This window comes from Actinomadura macrotermitis, assembly GCF_009604375.1.
Lineage (GTDB): Bacteria > Actinomycetota > Actinomycetes > Streptosporangiales > Streptosporangiaceae > Spirillospora > Spirillospora macrotermitis.
In genome coordinates, this window is sequence record NZ_WEGH01000002.1 from 288,023 (window position 1) to 306,093 (window position 18,071).

An 18,071-nucleotide genomic window follows, 5' to 3' on the forward strand; every position below is an offset into this window, starting at 1 on the left:
GAGAACCCCCATGCCCAAGGCCCTGGCGAAGATCCGCCCCCTCGTCCCGCTGCTGCTCGACGTCGCCGTCCCGCTGGCGCTGTACTTCGCGCTGAAGCGGCTCGGCGCGAACGACTTCTGGGCGCTCACCGTCGCCGGCGTCTCCACCGGCGCCGCCGCGCTGGTCAACACCGTCCGGCACCGGCGGCTGGACTTCATCGGCGTCCTGGTCATGCTGGAGCTGGCCCTGTCGGTGGCGCTGCTGTTCCTGACCGGCGACGCCCGCGTCGCCGCCGCCAAGCCCGCCTTCTACACCGCCTTCACCGGCGTGTTCTTCCTGGTGACGTGCTTCGTCGGCCGGCCGGTCGTCTACCAGGCGGCCACCCCGATGGCGACCAAGGGCGTGCGGGCCCGCGAGATCGCCTACGACCGCGCGTGGCTGGAGTCGGCGGAGTTCCGGCTCCGGCAGCGGCTGATGACCGCCATGTTCGCCGTGGTGCTGCTGGCCGAGTCGGCGCTGCGGGTCGTCATCGTCTACAGCTACACCCGCGAGCAGATCGAGCGGTCGTTCGTCATCTCCCAGCTGCCCGGCATCGTGCTCATCGTCTTCGTGCTCGGCTACTTCCGCCTCAACGTGCCCGCCCTCAGCAGGATCGTCGACGGCATCCAGGAGCAGGTGGAGGCGGGCGCCTCGCAGACCTGAACGATCAGGCCAGCACGTCGGTCGCCGCGTGGTCGGCGCCGCAGCCGTCGACGATGAGGATGTCGCCGCGGGAGTTGTCCGCGCGCAGCGGGATGATCGCCTGGTACTCCGGCGAGTCGTACCAGGCGCGGGCCCGCGCCAGGTCGGGGAACCCGATGATGATCAGGTCGCCCGCCCAGTTCCCCTCCCGCACCTCGGCCCGGGCGCCGTGCACCAGGAACCGGCCGCCGTAGGGGGCGAGCGTCGCGTCGATGCGCTCCAGGTACTCGACGATCTGCGGTCCCATGGCGACCTCGTGCAGGTGTCCGACGGCGTAGGCGTTCAGGTTCGTGTCCATGCCTTGATGATCGCCGCCGCCGCGCCGCCGGGGCGATGACCTGACAGGTAATGCCCGCCCCTACCCCGGCCGTTTATTCGGATGCACCATCCAGGCCCATCACCTACAGTGACGAACATGGCTTCGCCCCGTATCTCCTAGCCAGGACACCCGCTTTCACGCCACACGTGTGTCCACAAGCCAGTACGGAGCGTTACCGCCATGATCACCGTCAACGGCGCCGACGTGCGCGCCGGAGCCCGCCTCCTCCTGCACGACATCTCCTTCCACGTCTCCCCCGGCGACCGGATCGGCCTGGTCGGCCGCAACGGCGCGGGCAAGACGACCCTGCTGGAGGTCCTGGCCGGACGGGCCCGTCCCGCCGCCGGGACCGTCACCCGCACCGGCCCCGTCGGCTACCTGCCGCAGGACCCGCGCGCGGCCGACCCGTCGGGGACCGTCACCGACCGCATCCTGTCCGCGCGCGGCCTGGACCTCGCCGTCCGGAAACTGCGCGAGGCCGAGGCCGCCATGGCCGAGGCGCACGGGCCCGCCCTGGAGCGCGCGATGAACGCCTACGCCCGCGCCGAGGCCCGCTTCCAGGCGGGCGGCGGCTACGCGGCCGAGGCCGAGGCCGCCCGCGTCGCCGCCGGGGTGGGGCTGCCCGCGGACGTCATGGACCGCCCGGTCGGCGCCCTGTCCGGCGGGCAGCGGCGCCGGGTCGAGCTGGCCCGGATCCTGTTCGCCGGGCACGGGACGCTGCTGCTCGACGAGCCCACCAACCACCTGGACGCCGACTCGGTCGGCTGGCTGCGCGCCTTCCTGGCCGCGCACCAGGGCGGGCTCGTGCTGATCAGCCACGACACCGGCCTGCTCGCCGACACCGTCAACCGCGTCTTCCACCTGGACCCGCACCGCACCACGCTCGACGTCCACAACACCGGCTGGCACGGCTACCTGGCGCAGCGCGACGCCGACGAGCGGCGCCGCAGGCGCGAACGCGCGAGCGCGGAGCGCAAGGCGGCCGCGCTGCACAGCCAGGCCGACCGGATGCGCGCGAACGTCGCGACGGCCGTCCAGGCCAAGAACATGGCGCGGCGCGCCGACCGGATGCTGGCGGACCTGGAGCCGGTGCGGCGCGCCGAGAAGGTCGCCCGCATCCGGCTGCCCGAGCCCGAACCGTGCGGCCGCACGCCGCTCGGCGCGGCCGGCCTGACCAAGTCCTACAACGGCCGCCGGGTGCTGGACGGCGTCGACCTGGCGGTGGACCGCGGCGGCCGGCTGGTCGTCCTCGGCCTGAACGGCGCCGGGAAGACGACCCTGCTCCGCCTGCTGGCGGGCCGTGAACGCCCCGATGCGGGGCGGGTCGTGCACGGCCACGGCCTGCGGCTCGGCTACTTCGCGCAGGAGCACGACACGCTCGACCCGTCCCGCACCGTCCTGCAGAACCTGACGGCGGCGGCCCCGCACCTCACCACCGGCGAGGCGCGCGGCGTGCTCGGCTCGTTCCTGTTCACCGGCGACGACGCCGGCAAACCCGCGCGGGTGCTGTCGGGCGGCGAGAAGACGCGGCTGGCGCTCGCCGGCCTCGTCCACTCGGGCGCCAACGTGCTGCTGCTGGACGAGCCCACCAACAACCTGGACCCGGCGTCACGCTCGGAGGTCCTCGCGGCGGTCGGCGCCTACCCGGGCGCCCTGGTCATGGTCACCCACGACGAGGGCGCCGTCGAGGCGTTGCGGCCGGACCGCGTCCTGCTGCTGCCGGACGGCACCGAGGACCTGTGGGGCGGCGGCCACCTGGACCTGGTGGCGCTGTCCTGACCGTCAGACGGCGGCGAGGTTCGGCGCGGTGCGCGCCTGGGCGAGCGAGTCGTGCACGGTGAAGGCGCGGTCCAGGCCGGTGATGCGCAGCAGCTTGCGGACCGGCGGCCGCGGCGCGGCCAGCGACAGCCCGAGCCGGTGCGCCCGCGCCCGGCGGCGCGCGCCGACCAGCAGGGCCAGGCCGGCCGCGTCGCAGAACGACACCCCGGACAGGTCGACGACCACCGGGGCGGCGGCCTGGTCCAGCGCGACCAGCATCCGCTCGCGCAGCGCGGCCGTGGTGGCCAGGTCCAGCTCACCGCTCAGCGCGATGACGGTGTGGCCGGGGAGGTGCCGGCTGGTCAGGGTGACCCGGTCCTCGATGATGGTGCCGGCGTGCATGGATTCTCCGATCAGAAAAGGTCGAGCGGCACGGCGGGGCCGTGCCCGAGCCGGCGGAGGGCGCTGCGGCTCGCTGGTGCAGGTCCGGGCCATGACGCCCGCCTCCAGGGGGCCGGTCATGTCCACAGAACCTGGCGGGGTCCCCCTGCGGGGGACCGTGAAGTCTGTGTACCTGGGCCGCGCCGGCTGCTGCCGCTCCGCTGTCGCCCTTGGTAGACCTGACTGTACACCCTTCCCGGGATACATACCGTTACCTGTTATCTACAAACTGCCACAAAAGCGGCATCAACAGGTGGAATGGAAGAGGCCGCCGGCGTCCGCGAGGCCGTTGAAGAGCTCGACGGCCGCCCGCGTCTCCGCCACGTGCACCTCCACCCCCGCCTCGCGCAGGAAGTCCAGCGCCTCCTGCGTCGTGCGCAGGCGCAGCTCCATGCCCTGGCTGAGCACCACGACCCGGCTCCCGCGCTCCACCAGCTCCCGGACGTCGGCGACCTGGATGCCCGGCTCGTGCCTGGTGCCCGTCTCGTTCCAGTCCCACTCCCGGCCGCCGCCGGGCCACAGCTTGAAGTCCCGGCCCGTCCCGAGGCCCTCGACGTCCAACCGCCCCCAGGACACATGCGTGATGCGCGGCACCGCTCCGCCCCTTCCAGCGTCCAAGATCGACTGGAATGATCTTCCAGCCTGAACCACCCTACGAAGGAGACGGCTTGAACCGCCGCGTGATCCTCTGCGTGGCCGCCGGAGCGGCCCTCGGCTCACTCATCACCGGATGCCGCGCCGGCGACTCCGGCCCGCTCGCGGGCCCGACCACCGAGCCCGACCGCACCACGACCGGAAGCGGCCAGCGCGCCACCAGCGGCCACCGCCCCGTCGCGGGCCTGGTCACCCGCTGCCACACCTCCGGCCTGCGCGGCCGCTTCGGCACCTACAACAGCGCCGCCGGCCTCGCCGACACCGACCTGATCATCACCAACGTCTCCGGCGCCTCCTGCCGCGTGCAGGGCTGGCCCGGCCTCGGCAGCTACAACGCCTCCGGCGACCGCCTGCTCGGCACCGTCAAGCGGATCGAGGGTCCCGGCGCCGGCTTCACCCTCCGGCCCGGCGCCAGCGCGTCCGCCCAGATCAGGTGGTCGCTGCCGCCCCGCGTCGACGGCGCGGCCGAGGCCATCGCCCCCTACTGGCTGAACGTCATCCCGCCGGACGAGACGACCTCCCTGCGGCTGCGCTGGAGCTTCGGCACGGTCGGCATGAACGGCGCCATGGAGATCACCCCCTTCCGGCCCGCCTGACAACGTTTCGGTGACTCGCCTTCACCGAAGGCGGGTCCCGGTACAAGATGCATCCGTCGAAGCCCATCGAGAACAGAGAGTCCGCATGCGCCTGCAGCTCGCCCTGGTAGCCCTCACCGCCGCATCGGCCGCCCTCGTCGCCACCCCGGCCCAGGCCGCGGCGCACCCCGTCCTCAAACCGGGCGCCAAGGGCAAGCACGTCACCTACCTGCAGAAGGCCCTGAAGGCCCGCCACTACGACCCGGGCGCGATCAACGGCCGCTACGGGCAGGACCTGCGCTTCGCCGTCCTGGCGTTCCAGAAGGTCAACGGCCTCAAGCCGACCGGCACCGTCGGCGGCGGCACCTGGAGCGCCCTCGCCCACCCGCGCAACCCGGCCCGCATCATCTCGGGCGGCGCCGCGAACCGGGTCGAGGTCTCCAAGAAGCACCAGCTGGTCGTCGTCTACAGGAACGACAAGGTCCAGCTGATCACCCTCACCTCCACCGGCTCGGGCAAGCGCTACTGCTACAAGGGCTCCTGCTCGATCGCCAGGACGCCCTCGGGGGACTTCAAGGTCTACCGCAAGATCAACGGCGTGCGGCACGCCCCGCTCGGCACGCTGTACAAGCCGCTGTACTTCTACAAGGGGTACGCGCTGCACGGCTCCCCGAGCGTCCCGCTGTACCCGGCGTCGCACGGGTGCGCGCGGCTGCCGATGCGCCACACGGCCGACCTCGTCTTCAAGATCGTCCCCATCGGCACCCGCGTCTACGTCCGATGAGTTCCGCGGCTCCTCGGGGTCACTCCTCACACCGACCTTGAGGAGCCGCCATGCCGTCCGTCCTGCTGTCCGACCTGGCCATCCCCGAATCGCCCCGCTGGCACGAGGACCGCCTCTGGTTCGCCAACTGGGGCACCGGCGAGATCATCGCCGTCTCCCCCACCGGCGAACCCGAGGTCATGGCCCGCACACCAGGCCCCTTGCCCTACTCCTTCGCCTGGCTGCCGGGCGGCGAACTCCGCGTGATCTCGGGCCCCACCGCGTCCCTCCTGGACGCCTCCCAGAACGTCGTGGCCGACCTGAGCCACCTGTCCAAGGGCTTCAACGAGATCGTCATCGACGCCCGGGGCAACACCTACGTCAACGCGGTCGGCTTCGACATGATGGCGGGCGAGCCGCCGGCCCCGGGCATCATCGCCCTGATCACCCCGGACGGCACCGCGCGCCAGGTGGCCGCCGACATCGCCTTCGGCAACGGCATGGCCATCACGCCGGACGGCGCGACGCTGATCGTCGCCGAGTCCTACGCCAACCGCCTCACAGCTTTCACGATCACCCAGGACGGCTCTCTAACAAACCGCCGCACCTGGGCCGACGTGGGCGACGACCACCCAGACGGCATCTGCCTCGACGCCGAGGGAGCCGTCTGGTACGCCGACGTCGGCAACCGGCACTGCGTCCGCGTGGCCGAAGGAGGCAAGGTCCTCCAGACCGTCGAGGCGGACCAGGGCTGCTTCGCCTGCATGCTGGGCGGCACGACGCTCTTCATCCTCACCGCCGCCTGGACCGGCGCAGAGAACATCCTGACCGCACCCCGCACAGGCCAGATCCTCACCACCGAAGCCCCGGCACCCCACGCCGGCCATCCCTGACCCGTGAGGTTGAGCCCACCACTCAGGAAGAAAAGATTCACTCCCGAAAACAAAAACATCCTGACCACCACCGGCCCCAACAGAACAAAGCCGCAGGTCATCCCCATATCCGACCTACCCAAAGCCGAACCCGTTCAGCAATGAAATGACTACGCAGCGCCATTTCCCTTCTCTCGACAGCGTGCTGACACCTGGTTAACCTCCCTGTTGCCGTCCACCGACGCAGGAGGAGACCGCACATGGCGACCGCGTACTTCGCGTTCCAGCAGCACCGCGACCAGGAGTTCGTCTTCGAGCTCAACGACGACGAGCTCATCGAGAAGGCGCGCAAGATCGTGAAGGGCGAGGAGAAGAACTCGGTTCACGTCATCGGCCGGATCAAGCACGGCACCAAGCCGTACAACCCCCGCTGGAGCTACCACCTCGACCCCGCGACGATCAACTTCTTCGAGGTGGCGATCGAGGTCTGCGACGCCAACATGCAGTACGTGGAGGACCACCTGGACGAGGCGGGCGGCGCGTTCCTGCCCGGCGGCCACTGGTGCCCGTGGGACTCACGCGTCACCCGCGAGGTCACCCCGTAGACTCCCGCCGCCGACAGCCGCAGCCCCGGAGCGAACCACCGCCAGGCGCAAGCTCCAGGGCTGCGACGCCCCCTTCCGCGACCGACGGACGAGCCGCAAGAACCGCCCTCTTGCGCCGGTTCACGCTTCCGCAAGCAGTCAGCTTGGAAGAAGCAGCCTGAGGAGCCGCACGCCCGCAGCCCCTCCACGGCCAAGGCCCGAGCCTCGACCTGCCGGGCGGCGCACCTACCTAAGCCACAAAGCCTGAATCGACCGCCCGTTCTCGATCACCGGCACTCTCTTCAAGAGGCCGCTCCACGGCATGCCGCAAACCGCCAGATGTACGACCGCCCCGCCTCCTGAGCTCCGGAGGAAATCGACCGTCTCCCGCACAGGCCAGATCCCCACCACCAAAGCCCGCGCTCAGCCATTTCAGCGCTCAGCCGGGTGGAAGTCGTAGGGCTCGGAGTCGTACACGTAGTAGACGCAGTCGGCACCCTGAGCGCACTTGCCCCAGTGCACCGCCTTCGACGGGTAGTACAGGAAGTCACCCGCCCCGACCCGGTAGGTCTTCTTCCCCGCCACGTGCCACAGCATGACGCCCGAGACCCCGACCACGTGCTCCGGGCTGGTGTGCCAGTGCGGCGGGAAGGGAGTGCCGGCCTTGAGGGTGAACATCGCCTCCGAGGGCCCGGACTTCGGATCGCCCTTCAACTGGACGAAAGTGCACCCCGCCAGCCCTTCACAGGGCGACCCCTTTTCCTTGTGGCCGTGATAGACGACGCGATCCGCAGCCGGCACGGGACGCGACTCGGCGAGCGAACTGGCCGTTCCGGTAGCCATGAGGGCCAGCGAGCCGGCCATCGTGGCAAGGATCATCTTCGTGCGCATGCCCATCCCCTGCTCCGAGACTCCAGAATAAGCGGACCACAGTCCGCATATTTCGGCAAGCTAGCGGACCAAAGTCCGCTTAGTCAAGCCCCCAGAGACGAGGCACGCCGAGCAGCCCCCTCCATCCCGCAGCCAGACGAACACCGCCGACGCCGCACCGACCGGTCCCGACGCCCACCAGCCACCACGGACACCCCGGAGACGCCCCCATACTCGAACAGAGTTTCGAGTACCCTGGAGGCATGAGAGGCGTCTTCCAAGGCTCCCTGCTGGACTCTCCCGACGACGAGCCGGGCCCTGGCCCCCTGGGCGACACGGTCCAGCGCACCCACCTGGGCCAAGGCGCCTGGATCGACCTCCGCCCGTCCTGGATCACCGGCGCCGACTCCCTCTTCGAGAGGCTGCTCCACGCGGTCCCCTGGCGGGCCGAGAGCCGCCAGATGTACGACCGCGTCGTGGACGTCCCCCGCCTCCTCAGCTTCTACAGGGAAGGCATGACGCTCCCCGACCCGATCCTCACCGAAGCCAACGAGGCCCTGAACGCCCACTACGCCCCCGAGCTGGGCGAGCCCTTCGTCACCGCCGGCCTCTGCCTCTACCGGGACAACCGCGACAGCGTCTCGTGGCACGGCGACCAGGTAGGCCGCGGCGCGACCGAGGACACCATGATCGCGATCGTCTCCCTGGGCACCCCACGCCCCCTGCTGCTCCGCCCCCGCTCCGGAGACGCCCCCACCATCCGCCACGACCTGGGCCACGGCGACCTGCTTGTCATGGGCGGCAGCTGCCAACGCACCTGGGAACACGCGATCCCGAAGAGCACCCGCCCCTGCGGCCCGCGCATCAGCATCCAGTACCGCCCCCACAACGTCCGCTGACGCCCGTCCGCCGCACGAAGCGGAGCTTCCGCTTACCAGAGGCCAGGAGGAAGGTCCCGAGGCTCGCGCAGCAGCCCGCCAAGCAGCCTTTGAACCCCTCAGCTATATGCGCCCTAGAGGGCAACGCGGCTTTCTGCGGCAAACTCGCCCGCAGTCGGCACCTCGAAGAGCAGTAGACCGCGTCGGCCCGCTGCCGGACGCCGACCCACACCGCGCAGTGCTTCCACGCGGTCATCGGCGCCTACCACCAGTTGAGAGGTCTCTCTTCCTTATCGAAGACGTTGCCGAAGGACCAGCCGCTTCCTGTGGTCTCTGACCATCCGTTCATGATCGCCTCGACGCGGGGAAAGCCGGCCTGCACAGGAACGGTGACGACCACGAACCGTCGATGGGACGGGGCCTCGACCAGCCCGCCTTCCGCGGCGAACGCTTTTCGCAACGCTTCGATCTGGTCGACGTCGAACGCATCCCGCTCGGCGAAGGACTGGATAGCCAGGTTCCCGCCTCGCTCGATGACCGAGACGCGTCCATCATCATCGATTTCAACCAGGTCTCCAGCGGCGCAGCCATCGACCAGTGCGGGAGTCGCCTCCAAGCGATAGCGGCCACCCACGACCTGTGCGGCAGGAACCTGTTCATGGACCGGCTGCCCAGCCGAACTGATCCCGGCCAGAACGTTCACATGCTGACGGCATCGACTATCAGGAGTCACAGAGCGACATCCTCGCAGCAACCTGGCGGCCCGTTCTCACAGCCCTGGCCACCAGCAGAACGGGGCCGTGACACAAGTTCCAAGAAAGGCAGTGTGCGCCAAGAACTCACGCCCCGCAGCCGCGGTGGCGTGCCCAAGCGCGAGCGTAGGCGGCATGCTGCACCGCCCACGGCTCGGTGTTGGTCTGCAGGTTGAGATCCCACTTGTCAGCGAACGCCTTGGCGAACAAGTCGAGGTGGCCGGGGTCCGCGTCAACCCACGCGGGAAGGCGCGCAGCCCACGCCTCGGCCTCGGCCTGGAGAAGCCACGGAATGACCAGCGCGACCTCGACCCAGGCAGCACCCCGCGCCACGAACGCCCAGTCCACCATCGCGACACGATTAGAAGTGATCAGGAAGTTGGCGGGGTTGAGGTCGGCGTGCAGCAGCACATCGCCGGTCATGGGTGACGCGTCGTCAACGACCATTTCCCAACGCCGCTCGACCTGCTTGTTGTCGAGGATGCCGGGACAAGGTCGCGCTTGAAGGTCCTCCACCACCTTGGCGAGGATCTCCAGATCAGGCGAACCGGGCGAGAAGTCAGCGTGCCGCCCCTCCAGGTACTCGAAGCCAAGAGCAAGCCACTCCCCTGACTCCTGGACCCATAGGAGCCGGGGAGCGAACTCGGTGACGTGGGGATTGATCGCGGCTTCCCAGCGGAGCGACCTGACCTCAGGCCCGCCGTTGCCGACCGCAAGCTTCCGCGCCGCCTTGACGAACACCCGCCCCTGAGGGCCGGCCACCATCGAGGCGATGTCAGCGTGATTGCCCTTCACAGCCGGTCGGACCTCAGTGATCGGCCCGGTGCAGACCTCGACGACCTCCCGGATGTGGACAGGAAGGTCCGTCCACTCGTTTCGCATGGCCCACCCCGTCGACATGTCAGGACAGCGGCGACCATGCGCATTACACCAGGCAGCAGGACTCGCCGTCGCTCCACCATGACAGATCGACCCGCAGCGCATCCGGGACACGCGACCTCCGGCTGCACCGGACCCCGCAACGCCTGCCGGCCGATATCGGCCGAAGGTTCAGCTACGCCGGGACTGCACCTCATCGGCCACGACCTCGGCCGCCGCTAGTGGATCTTCGTGCTCCCAGAACCTGATGACCTGCCACCCCGCCTCGGTGAGCAGCCGGTTGGTCTCCTCGTCGCGCTCCCGGTTGCGGCGGACCTTCTCTGCCCAGTAGCCGGCATTGGTGGCCGCCTTGGTGTGGTGCTCGGGACAGCCATGCCAGAAGCATCCGTCCACGAAAACGGCCACCTTGGCCCTGGTGAACACCAGGTCGGCCGTCCGCCGAAGATCCGGCAACGGACGCGCCGACACCCGATAACGAAGCCCGAGAGCATGCACCGCGCGACGGAGCGCAAGTTCAGGTTTGGTGTCCCGGCCCTTGTTGCTCTGCATGCTCTTGCGCACGCCCTCATTCAAGGCACCTATCGGTCGTTTCGCAGCCACGCCCCAACCGTACGGAAGAGCGGCGCGACGAGCGTCCGCCTCATGGATAACCTCCGTCACGGCGACGGAGGAGAGGGCGATGAAAAAGTTCAGCAGTCTGGAGATCTGTGCGGGGGCCGGTGGCCAGGCGATCGGCCTGGCCCAGGCCGGCTTCGAACCGGTAATGCTGATCGACAACGACCCGCATGCGTGCTCCACCCTCCGCGCCAACCGCACCGACTGGGACGTACGTCAACTCGATCTACTGGAGTTCGTCGGAGCCGACCATCCTCAGGTGCTGGACGTCGACCTCTTGGCCGGCGGTCTGCCTCGGCCCCCCTACTCGGCCGCCGACAGCCGTAATCCCTTGCACGCCGCCGTCTGGTTGGCGACGGAGGTTCGGCCGCGGGCGATCATGCTGGAGAACGTCCCCGCGCTGGCCAAGAGCGGGACCTTCGCAGAGACGCGCTCCTTCGCGGAGGCCGAGCTGGCCGACTGCGGCTACGTGTGCCGCTGGAATGTGCTCGACGCGCAGGATTTCGGCGTCCCGCAGCGACGGGAGCACGGCGTGCTCGTGGCGATGCGTCCCGACGACATGGCCCGCTTCGCCTGGCCGGAGCCGACGGCGGAAAACGCACCCACCGTCGGTGAGGTGCTGTGGTCTTCGATGGCGAGCCGCGGCTGGGCCGGCGCGGCCGAGTGGCGTCACATGGCCGACGAGGTGGCGCCCACGATCATCGGCGGCTCGAAGCTGCGCGGCGGAGCCGACCTCGGACCGACCCGGACGAAGAGCATCTGGGCCAGGATGGGCGTCAACGGCGGAAGCATCGGCGACGACGTTCCTGGCCCGGAATTCGTGTTGAGAAGGAACGATGAGGACCCCACCGACCGTAAGGGGCTGCCGAAGCTGACGGTCTCCCAGGTCGCACTTCTGCAGGGCTTCCCCGAGAAGTGGACGTTGTGCGGTGGCAAGACCGCCCGGTACCGGCAGGTCGGGCACGCGATGCCGCCGCCGCTCGCCCGGGCACTCGGTGAGCGTCTGGCCCGGGCGCTCACCCCTTGAGCGCCCGGGTTACCCCGCAGGCTGTTCAACGCAGCACGGTGGCCCCGGACCCCGAGCGGGACCAGTCGGCCTGCTCCTTGCCGGAGTGAACGGCAGCTCCCCGGTCGATGATCTTCCGGGACCGGCTGACGGTTTGACCGAAGGATGAGACGTGGTGAAGGGAAGAGCTGCAGAGGCCGATCATCACTCAGATGGCACCGCTTCGGCCTCCCGGAGGAATCGAACTTCACTGGGGGCAAGTCCCCGTGGTGTGAGCAGGTCGGAAACACCTTCCCACCCCCGATGGCGCATGCCGACGGCGAGCGGACCGTCCGCGCCCTACGGCTGCAACGGTGACCCGGAACGTGACTTGGCACGATCCACATGTCACATGTGGCACCATGCCCTATCCGCCGTGTCATGGAGTCTGAGTCGGTAGGGTGACCGCCATGACCACGAGTCCCACCAGGCCCATCAGTGTGATCGACCTCTTCGCGGGGTGCGGTGGGCTGACCCAGGGATTCCACGAACTGCGTGTCGGCGGCATCGAGCAGCAGCGTTTTCGGACGGTCGGCGCGGTCGAATGGGACGTTGCGGCTGCGTCGACCTACGCGGCGAACTTCGCCGACGAGGCCGGCGGCGTCGACCACATTTTCACCGGCGAGGAAGGGAACATCGAGCACTGGGAGCCTTCCCTGCTCGATGGCGTCCAGGTGGACGTTATCCTCGGTGGGCCACCATGCCAGGGGTTCTCCGGCCTCAATAAGCAGAAGGACGACGACCCTCGCAATCAATTGTGGCGCCACTACATGCGAGTAGTGCACGAGTTCAGCCCGATGGTCTTTGTAATGGAGAACGTCGAGCCCTTCCGCAGGAAGCCGGAGTTCCAGCAACTCCAGGAGGCCACCCGGCCGGGCGGCGAGTTGGAGGATTACCACCTGGAGGTTCTGGTCCTCAACGCCGCGGACTACGGCGTTCCCCAAGCCCGTAAGCGCACTATCGTGATGGCGACCCGCCGCGACCTGATCGGGCTGCATCCGCAACGGATTCCCCTGAAGCATCCTGTCGCGACCCACCGAAAGCCGGTGAAGAACGAGTCGCCTGCTTTGGTCAAAGGTGAATCTCTGGTCGATATGTGGGTGCCGGTCAGTACGGTTTTCGAGCGCACGGATTATCGCGCACCGAACACCGAACTTCCAGAACGGACGTGTCAGCCGCTCAACGAAACACTGCCCGGAATATTCAGCACCACCGAACTGCACATCGGCCGCAACCCCACCAAGCACTCATTGGCTCGCTATGAGGCGATCCCCCCTGAAGGAAACCGTCACAATCTACCGGAACATCTCTCCACGCCGAGCTGGATCAGGCACCGGACCGGGACGGCAGATGTGATGGGGCGTCTCCGCTGGAACGACCCTTCGGTGACCATCCGCACCGAGTTCTTCAAGCCGGAAAAGGGCCGCTACCTTCACCCGTTCGCCCACCGACCGATCACACACTATGAGGCCGCCCTCATCCAGGGGTTCCCGCCGGACTTCAAGTGGTGCGGATCGAAGGTGCAGATCGCACGTCAGATCGGGAACGCCGTCCCGGTGGGCTTGGCCCGCGCCATCGCCGGTCAGGTGTACACCTACTTGAGCGCCACGGGCCAGGTTCGTCAGGCCGATCTTGGCAGATCGGCCTGACGATACCGACCAGATCACTCGCTCTCGGCGGGTTTTTCCCCTCTGATATCGGCAGTGGCGAACAGTTCTCGGAAGAGCGGTAGCAGCGCATCCACGTCCCGATCCGTCACCGATCCGTCGTCGGGGCCTTCAGGCAGTGCGTCGTATTGCACAAAGGCCGAGGCTGCATCCTTCACCCACATGTCGTGAGCTCGACCGTCCCAGGGCGGGTCCGGGGCGAGCACATCGAACAGCAGAGTGCTGCCGGCGCTGTTGATCGCCTTGGCCAGACCGTTCAATGGCCGCCCCTTTCGCACAGCCCCTTCCTGCATGAGTTTGATCATTGTCTGCGCGGTGGCCTGGTGATAGATGATCTCCAACCGCAGCACGGTGTTGAAGGACTCCTGGTTTCCACAGGCCACCTCTACCGGACCGTAGTCGGGGCCGTTGCGGAACAGTTCGGCCGCCCACCACAGTCGCGAGAAAGTCTGCTTGTGGTACGGACCGACGAAGTGAGCTCGATTGACCTGCGGTACGGGATTGCGCTTCGTCGCCTTCGGCGAGTTGCGCCAAAGCACATAGTCGGGTGCGAGTCGCAGCGCAAGGAAGTTCCACCTTCGGCTGTCCGCGGCTTCGCGGCGGTTCATGCGCATCATGGCGTGCAGGCGCGGCGCGAGCCATGCGTCAGCTTGGGTGGTCTTTTCGCCATCGAACCGCTCCATCGCCTCGTCGATCAACTCGCGGACGGGGCCGGCCTCCCACCGCGATTCGTCGTCCAGAGGCGTACATGCCTTGTCGAGGGCGAGCCGGGGCATCCGCTCGACGCCCTGCAAGACGGGCGTGGTCAGATACCTGGTGGCGTCCCGCTCCGACAGCAGCCCGAGAAGGTATGGCGTCTGGGACCCGGCGGTCATGAGCCCTCCTTGCGGTTGGTCGCCCGGATGAATCCGCCGAGCCGTCGCGGGACGGCGGCCTGGCGGGTGACGGCGTGCATGAGCGCGGACTGCAGTTCGCCTCCGCCCTCGCCGTCCACCCGCCGCGAGACGAGTTCGAGCAGTCCGTCCTCAGGGGACAGTTCTGGGAAGATGTCGGGGAGCAACTTCTGCATGACGGAGCCGCGCCAACCCTCAGGCCACTCCGGTCGCCCTTCCTCACTCATGTCCGTCGCGTAGACGGCCGCGTTGAACAGTGCGGTCCATGCATCGGCGGCGATCTGCGCCGACAGGTTCTCGCGGGCGGCGCGTTCGCCGCTGTCCAGCAATTTGGTCAGACCATCGAATCTGCTGTTGAGGTAGACGGTCGGCTCGTCCCCGGTCGCATCCACCATCCATGGGTCGGTCTTGTAGCCGTTCAGGTGCGGGTACGCCACGTCCGCGAAGTCGACCACAACGATCTCTACGGTATTGGGCTGATCGGCACTGCTCGCCTGGAGATCAACGGTCCATGATGCCTGGGTCGCACCGATCATCCGCCCCTGGACGCCTTCGACCGTGGCCACCAGATGAGCCGACAGGTCGGCCCTCTTCAGGTGTCGGCTCCGCTCCAGCAGGACCGCCCCTGCCCACGAGCCGTCGGGCTCCCGCCTCAACCGGGTCACCGTCCTGGCATTGGTTCGACGTTCGGACAGGATCGCAACACAGGTGACGTCCTGCCATGGGCCCGCTTCGAGATCGGAAAGAGGAGCGTGCACACGGACGGCCAACCTCGCCACTTCCCATCCCTGCCGTTCGGTGTGATGGAGGGCCACCATTTTGTTCCGGTCGGAGGCCATGTCGACGGTCAGGGGAACACCGTCCAACCGCACCTCACTGACCTGCATGGTGCACACATCACCCAGCACCGGGTAGGGGAAGAGCCTGTTCCTGCTCATTCGGCGGACTCCTTGACATGCTGCAGATCGATCTCGGCGATCGCCATCCGAGCGGCGACAGGATGGCTGCTGACGTCGCTGATCCCGCTGAACGCGGCCTTTCGGGCGCCGGCCGCGAACAACAAGGCGCCCTCGGCAGTGAGTTCGCAGTGGGACTCGGGCACGAGCTGTGCCCACCGGGCCTCGGGTTTCGGGCCGGAGCGGGTGGCGAATCGAAGTACGGGGGTGAGCAGCCATGCGTCGTCCTTGGCGGGAAGTCTGACTTCCGCGCGGACATGCCAGGCGCCGTCGGCGTCGATGTTGCCCTCGACGTCGTCGACGACCGGATACCGCAGGCCGCCGCCCTGGCTCCTTGAGCCTCCCAGGTCGAGCAGCCCCGTAAGAGACGCCGGCCCGTCCCCGTTCTGTTGCTCACTCGGACGCAGGGCGCGGCGAACCTCCTCCAGCATGGCCGCGCGGAAGTTTCGAATGCTGCTCGCAGCGCCGCGGGCGTAGGAGGTGACGAGGTCGTCCGTACGTTTCCAGTCGTTGTGCTCTGGTGGCTCCGCCGTTCGGAGGAACTGCTCGGCCTCCTTTGCCCCCGGCGCGTCGACACCCACCGCTTCACCCGCCAACAACACCGCTTGGAAGGGATCCACACCGATCGGCAGGTCCGGTACACCCCGGTCCATGACGACCATCCGGCTGCTGCGCATGCAGACCAAGCGGCTGGGACGACGGGGGGTCGTGTCATCCTGCGCTAGTAGGAGCACGGCATCATGTGTGACCGCAGGGGCCTTCCCCGCGCTCTTCAACGGCGGCACCTGCAAAGGCACGCTCACTTGGACGACGTCGTCCCTGGTCGTCGGCTCGGAGACGGTCCTTCCCTCTAGGAATGCACGTAGGGCTCTGCTCCGTGTGGGCTCGTGGACATCGGGGTCGATGCGCTCCTCCGGAATCACGACGACCCCGTTGCGCCTGGCGACCACGGACGCCTCCAGCATCGGCCGCTGCTGCGACGGCGCGACCATCGCCGCCCAGAAGCTCGACGCAAGTCCCTTGACGAGGGCCTCGTGCATGCTTTCCAGGTCGTCCGCGTCTCCACTCGGATCATGCGCGCCGATGATCAGGAACGAGGTGCCGGGGGCGCTGCCGTCGCGCTTGAGAAGCAGACGTTCGGCGGTCTCATCGTCGCCCCACCACGAGCGGGTGACGTTGCCGCGTTCGGGGTCGGGCTCACCGAACCAGGCCGGGCCCGACCATTCACCTCCGACGGCGCGGTGCCAGGGCAGTTCCAGGCGCCCGAACATACGGTTCGCGGTCCGTCCCTGATGTGGTTCCGACAACGTGCTGTTGATGAGGACGAAACCGAGGCGGCTGGTCGCCCAGAAGGTGGCCTTGCCCAGACCGTAAGAGCCGCCGGCTCCCTCCCCCTGTTTCCGGCTTTCCAGTTGGCGCCGGGTCACCGCCGCGAAGCGGCCGTCGTCGTAGTCGGGACCGGTGAGGCCGGCCGCGTTGTAGTCGTCGATCCGCAGAAGCAGCAGGCGCCCCGTTTGCCGAAGTCCTTTAAGTCCGTCCGCCAGAATCCGACCGACCTTGTTGTCGGCGAGGGCGGCCGCGTCCACGTGCGGTTCGATCTCGTTCCAACGGAGCGCTTCGAGGAAGTCGTACAGCCGCTCGCCCTCGATCTCGTCCAGGATGTGGCGGACGCGCACCGGTTCATCGTTCTCGAGCCGCTCGTCCATGCTGTTCTGGGTGGCCTCACGGGCCAGGACGCTGAGGTCGGAGTCGAAGGCGAACGCGGCTGCGTTGCCGAACTCCCGGCCACCATCGTCGTGGGCAGGACGGTGATACCACGTCAGCGCCTCCGCGGACGTCCCCGGTTCCTGCCTGCTGACCACGGAGCCGGACGACAGGCCGAGGACGCTTTCGATCAGCTGGATCTTGTTCATCTGCGGTTCGGCCCGGTTCGTCACCCAGGCGGACACGGCAGCCCGGGTCACGTTGATCTGGGTCGCCAACTCGGCCTGGCTCATACCTTGCCGTCGGAGCTGGCGCCCAAGCCAGTCCCCGAAGCTCTCCGTGTCCACCACAAGCCTCCTGACCTTGGGCTTTTGACGCCGCATCGGATGTCAAAGGAACTTTCGACACTCATCCTAGGGGACCCTCACCACACCGGACATACGCAAAGTAGTGAAGTAGCTTCATACTGTAATGATTCACCACGCAGAGTGGGGACTTTATTGCCTTTATGTCGTAGATCGTCACGTTACTCATCAGTAGAGAGGGACTTCCTCGTCGGCGACCCTTGCGCCGGACACATGAGCGTTGTACCGTCGATCACGAAAGACCCAGAAGGCCCGGTTACCAGTATTTCTGCGCCGGTATTTTTTGGGGTGAAGACTGCCTGCAGGCCAAATCTGAACGGCACCTTCGAAGGTACGGCCTCACATCACGAAACCCGAGGACGGAAGAGCGCATCGACCTGCGCAGCCTCGCCTTCGGGCACAGGGAGGGAATGCTCGCTCTGGAGCAGGCGACATTCCGTGAGGGACGAAGCTCCAAGCTCGATCAAGGCACGCTGTAGTGCCTTAACAGCTATGCCGTCCGCAACACCTACCGAAAGGATGGAACGGCATTGGAACCCCCCTCACCTGAAGAGCCCTATCCCCTCGAGTTCATGCAAGCCCTCGTCCGTGTGTGCAAGTTCTTTGATGCATGCTTCCCGGGAAGAAGGGTAGGCGATTTGCTCTACCGGTACTGCGGCGTTCCGTCGGAAGGTCCTGGGCAGCGGCACCGCAACGAACGCTCCGTCCGGTTCCCACGAGCGGAGTACCACCGGGCGGAGTACCACGGAAGGCACAGGAG

19 protein-coding genes are annotated in these 18,071 nt (G+C 67.9%); 9 read left to right on the forward strand and 10 right to left on the reverse strand.

Features of this window, described 5'->3' with window-relative positions; genetic code table 11:
• Window positions 1–10: 10 nt before the first annotated feature.
• A complete protein-coding gene (locus ACRB68_RS13150) occupies window positions 11–682 on the forward strand; it encodes a VC0807 family protein (RefSeq protein ID WP_153532789.1) in 672 nt (223 codons plus the stop codon).
• A gap of 4 nt (window positions 683–686) precedes the next feature.
• Here ACRB68_RS13150 and ACRB68_RS13155 read toward each other — a convergent pair whose 3' ends face one another.
• The gene (locus tag ACRB68_RS13155) at window positions 687–1,019 is read right to left on the reverse strand and encodes a DUF1330 domain-containing protein (protein WP_207709679.1); all 333 of its coding nucleotides are present in this window, start codon (window positions 1,017–1,019) and stop codon (window positions 687–689) included.
• A gap of 201 nt (window positions 1,020–1,220) precedes the next feature.
• On the opposite strand from ACRB68_RS13155, the gene ACRB68_RS13160 reads away from it, so the two are divergent.
• Window positions 1,221–2,819: an ABC-F family ATP-binding cassette domain-containing protein gene (locus tag ACRB68_RS13160; RefSeq protein WP_153532790.1), complete on the forward strand. Its 1,599-nt coding sequence runs from the start codon at window positions 1,221–1,223 to the stop codon at window positions 2,817–2,819.
• A 3-nt stretch (window positions 2,820–2,822) separates the two neighbouring features.
• Here ACRB68_RS13160 and ACRB68_RS40150 read toward each other — a convergent pair whose 3' ends face one another.
• Both ACRB68_RS40150 and ACRB68_RS13170 read right to left on the reverse strand, forming a co-directional pair.
• Complete coding sequence (locus tag ACRB68_RS40150; protein WP_194293297.1) at window positions 2,823–3,200, reverse strand: STAS domain-containing protein; 378 nt, start codon at window positions 3,198–3,200, stop codon at window positions 2,823–2,825.
• Window positions 3,201–3,485: 285 nt separating this feature from the next.
• Window positions 3,486–3,833, reverse strand: coding sequence for an Mth938-like domain-containing protein (locus tag ACRB68_RS13170; RefSeq protein WP_207709680.1), 348 nt, complete (start codon window positions 3,831–3,833; stop codon window positions 3,486–3,488).
• Between the two features lie 74 nt (window positions 3,834–3,907).
• Here ACRB68_RS13170 and ACRB68_RS13175 point away from each other — a divergent pair, with 74 nt between their 5' ends.
• From ACRB68_RS13175 to ACRB68_RS13190, 4 genes are all read left to right on the forward strand, one after another.
• Window positions 3,908–4,489, forward strand: a complete 582-nt coding sequence (locus ACRB68_RS13175; protein WP_194293298.1) for a DUF4232 domain-containing protein — start codon at window positions 3,908–3,910, stop codon at window positions 4,487–4,489.
• A gap of 85 nt (window positions 4,490–4,574) precedes the next feature.
• Window positions 4,575–5,252 carry a L,D-transpeptidase family protein gene (locus tag ACRB68_RS13180; RefSeq protein ID WP_153532794.1) on the forward strand — a complete coding sequence of 226 codons (678 nt, stop codon included), beginning with the start codon at window positions 4,575–4,577 and terminating at the stop codon, window positions 5,250–5,252.
• A gap of 50 nt (window positions 5,253–5,302) precedes the next feature.
• Window positions 5,303–6,124, forward strand: a complete 822-nt coding sequence (locus ACRB68_RS13185) for an SMP-30/gluconolactonase/LRE family protein (protein WP_153532795.1) — start codon at window positions 5,303–5,305, stop codon at window positions 6,122–6,124.
• 239 nt (window positions 6,125–6,363) lie between these two features.
• The gene (locus tag ACRB68_RS13190; RefSeq protein ID WP_153532796.1) at window positions 6,364–6,708 is read left to right on the forward strand and encodes a BP74-related protein; all 345 of its coding nucleotides are present in this window, start codon (window positions 6,364–6,366) and stop codon (window positions 6,706–6,708) included.
• A 411-nt stretch (window positions 6,709–7,119) separates the two neighbouring features.
• On the opposite strand, the gene ACRB68_RS13195 is transcribed toward ACRB68_RS13190, so the two are convergent.
• Window positions 7,120–7,578 carry a cupin domain-containing protein gene (locus ACRB68_RS13195; RefSeq protein ID WP_194293299.1) on the reverse strand — a complete coding sequence of 153 codons (459 nt, stop codon included), beginning with the start codon at window positions 7,576–7,578 and terminating at the stop codon, window positions 7,120–7,122.
• 242 nt (window positions 7,579–7,820) lie between these two features.
• On the opposite strand from ACRB68_RS13195, the gene ACRB68_RS13200 reads away from it, so the two are divergent.
• The gene (locus ACRB68_RS13200; protein WP_153532798.1) at window positions 7,821–8,456 is read left to right on the forward strand and encodes an alpha-ketoglutarate-dependent dioxygenase AlkB; all 636 of its coding nucleotides are present in this window, start codon (window positions 7,821–7,823) and stop codon (window positions 8,454–8,456) included.
• Between the two features lie 241 nt (window positions 8,457–8,697).
• On the opposite strand, the gene ACRB68_RS13205 is transcribed toward ACRB68_RS13200, so the two are convergent.
• From ACRB68_RS13205 to ACRB68_RS13215, 3 genes are all read right to left on the reverse strand, one after another.
• Window positions 8,698–9,138, reverse strand: coding sequence for a DUF4265 domain-containing protein (locus ACRB68_RS13205; protein WP_194293300.1), 441 nt, complete (start codon window positions 9,136–9,138; stop codon window positions 8,698–8,700).
• Between the two features lie 136 nt (window positions 9,139–9,274).
• Window positions 9,275–10,069, reverse strand: coding sequence for a phosphotransferase (locus ACRB68_RS13210; protein ID WP_194293301.1), 795 nt, complete (start codon window positions 10,067–10,069; stop codon window positions 9,275–9,277).
• Window positions 10,070–10,237: 168 nt separating this feature from the next.
• Window positions 10,238–10,627, reverse strand: coding sequence for a very short patch repair endonuclease (locus ACRB68_RS13215; RefSeq protein WP_328594142.1), 390 nt, complete (start codon window positions 10,625–10,627; stop codon window positions 10,238–10,240).
• Between the two features lie 118 nt (window positions 10,628–10,745).
• Between ACRB68_RS13215 and ACRB68_RS13220 the strand changes: the two genes are divergently transcribed.
• Window positions 10,746–11,708, forward strand: a complete 963-nt coding sequence (locus ACRB68_RS13220; RefSeq protein WP_153532801.1) for a DNA cytosine methyltransferase — start codon at window positions 10,746–10,748, stop codon at window positions 11,706–11,708.
• A 428-nt stretch (window positions 11,709–12,136) separates the two neighbouring features.
• Window positions 12,137–13,375, forward strand: coding sequence for a DNA cytosine methyltransferase (locus ACRB68_RS13225; RefSeq protein WP_153532802.1), 1,239 nt, complete (start codon window positions 12,137–12,139; stop codon window positions 13,373–13,375).
• A gap of 14 nt (window positions 13,376–13,389) precedes the next feature.
• On the opposite strand, the gene ACRB68_RS13230 is transcribed toward ACRB68_RS13225, so the two are convergent.
• Genes ACRB68_RS13230 through ACRB68_RS13240 form a run of 3 tightly spaced genes read right to left on the reverse strand, consistent with a single transcriptional unit; the run spans window position 13,390 to window position 17,293 of the window.
• On the reverse strand, window positions 13,390–14,268 hold the full coding sequence (locus ACRB68_RS13230; protein ID WP_153532803.1) for a DUF6339 family protein: 879 nt from the start codon (window positions 14,266–14,268) through the stop codon (window positions 13,390–13,392).
• The gene (locus ACRB68_RS13235) at window positions 14,265–15,224 is read right to left on the reverse strand and encodes a hypothetical protein (protein WP_153532804.1); all 960 of its coding nucleotides are present in this window, start codon (window positions 15,222–15,224) and stop codon (window positions 14,265–14,267) included. The genes ACRB68_RS13230 and ACRB68_RS13235 overlap by 4 nt, the downstream gene beginning before the upstream one ends.
• Entirely contained in the window at window positions 15,221–17,293 is a 2,073-nt protein-coding gene (locus ACRB68_RS13240; protein ID WP_328594143.1) for a helix-turn-helix domain-containing protein, read from the reverse strand. The genes ACRB68_RS13235 and ACRB68_RS13240 overlap by 4 nt, the downstream gene beginning before the upstream one ends.
• Between the last annotated feature and the right edge of the window lie 778 nt (window positions 17,294–18,071).

What these genes read in the sequence shown, in the direction of transcription:
- ACRB68_RS13150 (WP_153532789.1), top strand. Translation starts at nt 11, where the DNA reads ATGCCCAAGGCCCTGGCGAAGATCCGCCCCCTCGTCCCGCTGCTGCTC.
- ACRB68_RS13155 (WP_207709679.1), bottom strand. Translation starts at nt 1,019, where the DNA reads ATGGACACGAACCTGAACGCCTACGCCGTCGGACACCTGCACGAGGTC.
- ACRB68_RS13160 (WP_153532790.1), top strand. Translation starts at nt 1,221, where the DNA reads ATGATCACCGTCAACGGCGCCGACGTGCGCGCCGGAGCCCGCCTCCTC.
- ACRB68_RS40150 (WP_194293297.1), bottom strand. Translation starts at nt 3,200, where the DNA reads ATGCACGCCGGCACCATCATCGAGGACCGGGTCACCCTGACCAGCCGG.
- ACRB68_RS13180 (WP_153532794.1), top strand. Translation starts at nt 4,575, where the DNA reads ATGCGCCTGCAGCTCGCCCTGGTAGCCCTCACCGCCGCATCGGCCGCC.
- ACRB68_RS13185 (WP_153532795.1), top strand. Translation starts at nt 5,303, where the DNA reads ATGCCGTCCGTCCTGCTGTCCGACCTGGCCATCCCCGAATCGCCCCGC.
- ACRB68_RS13190 (WP_153532796.1), top strand. Translation starts at nt 6,364, where the DNA reads ATGGCGACCGCGTACTTCGCGTTCCAGCAGCACCGCGACCAGGAGTTC.
- ACRB68_RS13195 (WP_194293299.1), bottom strand. Translation starts at nt 7,578, where the DNA reads ATGCGCACGAAGATGATCCTTGCCACGATGGCCGGCTCGCTGGCCCTC.
- ACRB68_RS13200 (WP_153532798.1), top strand. Translation starts at nt 7,821, where the DNA reads ATGAGAGGCGTCTTCCAAGGCTCCCTGCTGGACTCTCCCGACGACGAG.
- ACRB68_RS13210 (WP_194293301.1), bottom strand. Translation starts at nt 10,069, where the DNA reads ATGCGAAACGAGTGGACGGACCTTCCTGTCCACATCCGGGAGGTCGTC.
- ACRB68_RS13220 (WP_153532801.1), top strand. Translation starts at nt 10,746, where the DNA reads ATGAAAAAGTTCAGCAGTCTGGAGATCTGTGCGGGGGCCGGTGGCCAG.
- ACRB68_RS13225 (WP_153532802.1), top strand. Translation starts at nt 12,137, where the DNA reads ATGACCACGAGTCCCACCAGGCCCATCAGTGTGATCGACCTCTTCGCG.
- ACRB68_RS13230 (WP_153532803.1), bottom strand. Translation starts at nt 14,268, where the DNA reads ATGACCGCCGGGTCCCAGACGCCATACCTTCTCGGGCTGCTGTCGGAG.
- ACRB68_RS13235 (WP_153532804.1), bottom strand. Translation starts at nt 15,224, where the DNA reads ATGAGCAGGAACAGGCTCTTCCCCTACCCGGTGCTGGGTGATGTGTGC.